3 protein-coding genes are annotated in these 6,679 nt (G+C 35.4%); all 3 read right to left on the bottom strand.

Going from position 1 to position 6,679, the window contains the following annotated elements:
• Window positions 1-1,650, bottom strand: a 1,650-nt coding sequence (locus KO515_RS12220; protein WP_215936629.1) for an IPT/TIG domain-containing protein, incomplete at its 3' end; no start/stop codon positions are given.
• 34 nt (window positions 1,651-1,684) lie between these two features.
• Window positions 1,685-3,988 (bottom strand): gliding motility-associated C-terminal domain-containing protein, encoded by a 2,304-nt coding sequence (locus KO515_RS12215; protein WP_215936628.1) that lies wholly within the window; start codon window positions 3,986-3,988, stop codon window positions 1,685-1,687.
• Between the two features lie 314 nt (window positions 3,989-4,302).
• Complete coding sequence (locus KO515_RS12210; protein ID WP_215936627.1) at window positions 4,303-6,654, bottom strand: choice-of-anchor L domain-containing protein; 2,352 nt, start codon at window positions 6,652-6,654, stop codon at window positions 4,303-4,305.
• Between the last annotated feature and the right edge of the window lie 25 nt (window positions 6,655-6,679).

Genomic DNA, 6,679 nt, shown 5'->3' with positions numbered 1-6,679 from the left:
GGTATAATAATTACCATCAGTTAAGGCAGGTAATGTATAATCTGAACAGACGGTTTGGTCTGCAAGTGTATCTACATTTGGTGTACCACTAACGGTTACTTCAAAACTACTTTCGTTGGAACAAGTATCAGGAGCTGTTCCTACTTCATTATAAATGTAAATGGTCTGTGTTGTTGAAATGGTATCACCAGCATTAAGTTGAGTGCCACCACCATCTGTAGCGGTAAAATAATTACCATCAGTTAAGGCGGGTAACGTATAATCTGAACAGACCGTTTGGTCAGCAAGTGTATCGACATTTGGTGTACCGCTTACTGTTACTTGAAAGCTACTTTCGTTGGAACAAGTATCGGGAGCCGTTCCGATTTCATTATAAATGTAAATGATCTGTGTTGTTGAAATAGTATCACCAGCATTAAGTTGAGTGCCACCGCCATTAGTTGCGGTATAATAGTCTCCGTTAGTTAAGGCTGGTAAGGTGTAGTCTGAGCATACGCTTTGATTGGAAAAAACATCTACAGTTGGGTTAGAAACTTGAAGTTGTACTGCATTTGATACTAAATCACAATCGGTAGAGGTCATAATACAGTGGTATTGATACCCATTGAAACTAGAGGGTGCGTTAGAAATCGTTAAAGTATTAGATGATGCACCAGCGTAATTACTGTTGTTAGTGACATTAATCCAGTTTCCAGAACTATTAAGGACCATCCACTGGTAAGTGTATGAGCCCATATCTACTGAAACTGAAAAAGAAGTATTTCCATTTTCACATATGTCTTGGGAAAGCGGATGGATGATGTTAGGTGAGGTGCTTGATGTATTTACGTTATGAGACCCAATATCGCTGCAGTCTTCATTACCATCACTATACCAATCGTTGGAGTCAAAAGTACTTGAAGGTGCAATAGCATCTGCATTTCTAATTATAGTATAACCTCTCTCATCAATGGCTTGAACATTGTCTATGACAATGCCATTTTTTTTAAGTTTAAATTCATCATTATCATTAAATCCAGCTCCTAGAGTAAAATCTACAGAGAATCCAGTACAAGCATCTGAACCATTACTTTGAATTATAAAGGTGCTTAGAGAAGGGATTGATCCCGTTAAAGGTATAACGGTAGCATCCGCGTCAGGTTCACCAATATTTCCATATCTGAAAATTTCATAAACTCCATCTAAATTTACAGTTGTATTTGTTGGATTGTAAAGTTCAATAATTCCAAATGCACCACTCTGTGCATCATATAGTTCAGAAAAATAAATTTCACTAACACTACATGACGATTCTAACACGGTAAAATCAGTGGACGAACTTCCTATGCATCCTCCATTACTTGAAATAGAAATACTCGATGCATCCATTGCACCATCAGGAACAAGCGCTGTGATTTGGGAATTACTTATAATCGTAAAATTGGTGTTAATGCCATCTATAGTCACCGAAGTTGCATCGTCAAAGTTACTACCATTAATTGTAATCAATGTGTTTTCCGGTCCACTAGCAGGTGTAAACGTATTAATTATTGGTGCAGGACAAAAGCTGTTGACTTCTTCAATATCACTACCAACTGTGGCATAAGTATTCGTTATAAAAGATAAACTTAAGAGGTAGGTAAAGTGAATTAATAAATGAATACGTTTCATTGCTTGAAATTAAAGGTTGAATAAAATAGACGATTTATTTATTAAGATAAACCCAACCTGTAAACGGCTTAGAATTGGTGCTTGGGTCATTTAAATCCAAGACATAGAAATAAGTGCCTACAGGTAACACATTATCAGTTTTCATTAGTCCTTTATTTGCTATTCCAAACCATTTGTTATTATTGTTTCCTTCAAAAACTAGTATTCCGTAGCGGTTATATATTTGTAATTTATGATTGGTATACACATCATATAAGCCTTGAATATTAAACCAGTCATTCTTAGTATCATTATTAGGAGAAAAGCCATTTGGTATAAATAATTCATCTGCCATTGGTTGGATTTCAAATGATATAAATCTAACAATACAGCCATTGCTATCTTGAACATATAAGGTGTTTGCTCCTTCAGAAATATCGTTAAATACATTTTCACTTTGAAAACTAGTACCATCAATAGCGTATTCATAATCTATGCTAGTATCAGGCATTGTTATGGTTATTGTACTTCCGTCGATTTCAATATTTGAATCCGTTAACGTAAAATCTGTAGCAGGATAAATAGTAATCTCAAAGCTGCTTTCGTTAGTGCAAGTATCTGGTGTTGTACCAAGCTCATTATAAATATAAATGGTTTGTGATGTTGTAATACTAGCTCCCGAAGTCAGTGGTGTTCCTGTTCCATTGGTTCCTGTGAAATAGTTTCCATCGGTAAGTGTTGGTAAAATGAATTCCGAACAAATCGAAACATTAGGAAGTATATTAACATCTGGAGTGCCAATTACGCTCACCTCAAAACTACTTTCGTTAGTACAGATATTAGGAGCAACTCCATTCTCGTTATAAATATAAATGGTTTGTGATTCTGAAATAATATCACCTGCATTTAAAGGAGTACCATTTCCATTAGTAGCCGTAAAATAATTTCCATTCGTTATACTTGGTAGTACAAATTCTGAACAAACCGTTTGGTCATTTAATACACTTACTAGTGGATTCCCACTAATTGAAACGGTAAAGCTAGATTCATTACTACAAGTATTAGAAGGAGTACCAGAGGTATTGAAAATATAAATCGTTTGAAAAGTTGTTATAATATCTCCAGCATTAAGCTGCGTTCCTGTGCCGTTCATTCCTGTATAATAATTACCATTCGTTAATTCAGGTAGAATATAGTTAGAACATACGGTTTGGTTGGGAAGTGTATCAACTTCAGGGTTTGAAACCTCCAATTGAGCTGCATTTGAAACAAGATCGCAACCTACAGAGGACATCATACAGTAATATTGTAATCCATCAAAACTATTCGGAGTATTTGTTATTGTCAAAGTACTGGTTGTTGCACCAGAATAATTACTATCATTATTTACATTTACCCAATTTCCAGTAGTATTTAGAACAAGCCATTGGTAGGTATAGGATCCTGAATCTATAGTTACGGAGAAAGATGCTGATCCATTTTCGCAAATTGCTTGATTGTTAGGATGTGTAATCGTTGGAAAAGAATTCGCATCAGCAGTATGAGAACCTAAATTAGAGCAATCTTCAACTTCTAGTAGTAACCACTCGTTAAGGTTATAGGTTGCGCTTGGTGCTGTAGCATCTGCATTTCTAATAAAAGTGTAGCCAATTTCATCATCTGTATACATTACATCAATGACAGTCGCATTTTTTAGTAATTGAATTTCGTCATCTTCATTAATACCAGCATTTATTGAAATACCAGCAGTTAAGCCGTTACACGAATTACCAGTACTACCCATTTCAATAATATAGGTACTAAGTGGAGCGATAGAACCTTCTAAAGGAATCGTTGCACTCGGAGTCGCATTACCGATATCTCCAAAACGTTGTATTTCATAAATGGCATCCAAGTTTATTGTGGTGTTTGTTGGATTATAAAGCTCTATAACACCATAACTTCCTCCGTCGGAATCATAAACCTCTGAGATATAAATCTCATCTGCAGCATTACAATCAGAATTTAAGAGGGTGAAACTTGAAGCAGTTGTTGCATCACAGCCTCCCGAAGTTGTAAGTGTTATGCTAGAAGTCGCAGTAATTCCTGAAGGCACTACAATCGCAATTTCGGTATCATTTATTAGAGTAAAAGTAGCACTGATACCGTTAAAATCTACTGTTGTTATGGTATCAAAGTTACTTCCATTAACTATAATTTCTGTGTTTACAGGTCCACTATCGGGACTAAAGGTGTTTATGATTGGAGCAGGACAAGCCATGTGCTCTGAGTTATATGTCGTGTAATTTATTTCATTAATTGAATAATAACCCTTTAAAATTGATAGCAGGGTGAAAAGTAAAACAGCGTAGTTTTTCATGTAGTTTTTATAAAAATAGTGGGCAAAAATATGTAATATAATACTTTCATTTGTTAAGTAATAGTTACGTTAATTCTCGCTCAAATAAAGGTTGGGTTAGGTATTACAAAAATAGAAGATTAAGTGAGATAAGAAAATGTGAAATCTATTTGTTGTACGGTATAGTCAATCAAGGGTTTAGCTGCTTATGGTTTTGTGTTTCACCTTTTTAAAAATGCTAAATGTGGATTGTTTTTACTCAGAAATAACAAGCAATATTATAATAGATAGAACTTGTAGCCTAGTTTCTTTTCTGTGAATGCGAAAAACCGGAATTATCTTCTCAATGCAAAATGACCAGTATAGGTCTTGCCATCTGTAAAGTCTGCAATAAACCAATAATCATCACTCGGCTGTGTTTTGCCTTTTAGTGTACCATCCCAACTACGATTTGCAGTCGTTAATACCGTCATTAATTTACCATAACGGTTAAAAATTTGAATAGATGCTATCTGATTAAATTGGTCTTCGTCTCCAGTAACTTGCCACGTGGGATTATCATCATCACCATTTGGGGTAAAGAATTTAGGAAAGCCCAAAACTGAAATGGTTGCTTCCGTAGTGCCACAACCATTTTTATCCCTGATATACACCGTATGAAATCCTTTTGAAACATTGGTAAATACAAAATTATCTTGATATATGCCGTCAATATCGTCTAAAGCCATCTCGTAATCACCTTCACCAGATATCGAAATGGTGACCGTATTATTAGGAGCTACACCTATAACGTTGACACTTTCTATAGTTGCAGTTTCAGAAGCTAAAACTGTAATTGTTCTACTAGCAGAACAACCATTAGGATCTGTTACAATAACCGTATATACACCGGGTTCTGTAACCTCATAAAATAACGTAGTGACTTCAGTTGTTGTGCCATTAAATTGCCATTCGTAATAGTAATTGTTTGGTAAATCATTACGTACTCCACCAAAAATGATAAGTGGTTCAGGATAGGTATTTAAGCAGTACAAAAAGGTGTCATCTGCTTCTAGTAAAGGCGTATAAAGTACATTTAGGTTTACAGTAGAAATACTGTAACAGCCATTATCGGTGTCGACCTTTATATATAAGCTTTGGGAATATGCAATAGTATTATTGAATGTTGGATTTAATGCGTTGCTGCCATTAAATGCATCCATTTCAGTTTCATAATAACTGACATAGGTATCTTCAGTAATTTGATTTTGAATGTAATCAAAGGTGTCGTTTAAGTTAAATGTCGCAAATCCATCAACAACATCTCCATCGCAAGCTTCCAAATCTGGGATGTTTAAAACATTATTTGAGATTTGTAATTCTAATTCTGCAACAGTAGGGCAATTGGCTTGATTCACAATTCGTGCAAAAACAATTTGAAAAGGTGAAGTGTTTTGAAACGCATCAGGATTTGCAATCGGATTTATATTCGCTATAGCATCTGCTTCTGACAAGAAAAAATCATCGACAGTTAAACTTTGATCCCCATTAATTAAATCAAAGGTAGCATTATATAAATCGTAAATGGTTAAACCATCTTGATTTGCATCACATTCTATTAAAACAGAATCTGCACCGGTTGGTAATGACGCATATTCTATTATGACTTCTCCATAAGCAATACAGCCATTAGCCAAGGTGACTTCAACATTATAAGTTCCTTCTTCAGTAACGGTATATGTACCACAATTCACGCAATTGCTAGGTTGAGAATCAATTAAGCTACCATCTTTGTACCAATCGTAGGCATTTTGCCCATCTTGTCTTGCATTTAGTTCTATAGTTTCTCCCTCGCATAGAGCATTACTAGTTGCAACAAGCAAATTAGGACCTAAATCTGAAGATAGCTCAAAACTACCAGCTTCTAAAAAGACAGCCGAATCGTATCTGTAATTGGCTTCGTCTGCAATGACTAACTTTACGTGGTAAGTCACATTGGGAACAACATTTGCCGTGGCCGTTAAAATGCCGGTTTGGCCATTAAAATTTATAGGTGAATTTTCATCATTAAACTGACCAAAATACGTTTCGTTTTGAGGCGGACAACTATTGGGAACTCCGGGTGTAACCGTAGTTACTTTAACAGGAGTGTCAGTGTTCGGTACAATGGCGATGTTTTCATACTGCACTTGTCCAGCTACAGGTTTAATTAAGAATCCAAATACATCAGAATAATTACAAGTATTAGAATTATTCTCCTGATATTCTTCTGATGCAAAAATATATCTGAAACTAACTTGTGAAGCTACAGACACAAAATCAAACTCTAAGATGGTGGCATTGATGGTGCCAGATTCGTTTAGTGCACTTTCTAAGTCGAAATCTCCGGTCCAACTTGAAGCATTATCATCACTTAAATTATCATTTGGTCCAGGGACATTTGCTAATCTTCCTGTACTAAGTACAATGCCACTTTCAAACGGGAAACTAGAACCATTCGCTTCAAAATAGCCGTAGCTTTGATCGGTTCCTCCAAAATCACCACCAACCACATTAGTGACTATAACATTGTTAATACAATCACTATCAATTAAAATATTTTCTACGAGTTGTTGTGGAGTATACGTTTGACTATCTACTGAAATATTTTGGGCATAATTCAATAGGGAAAATATAAGGGTAATTGCTACTAGTAATGTTTGCTTCATTTTCGTCTTAAGGGACTGCAAAGAT

This window comes from Winogradskyella psychrotolerans, from assembly GCF_018860545.1.
Classification (GTDB): Bacteria; Bacteroidota; Bacteroidia; order Flavobacteriales; family Flavobacteriaceae; genus Winogradskyella; species Winogradskyella psychrotolerans_A.
This window is presented reverse-complemented; position numbering and strand designations above follow the sequence as displayed.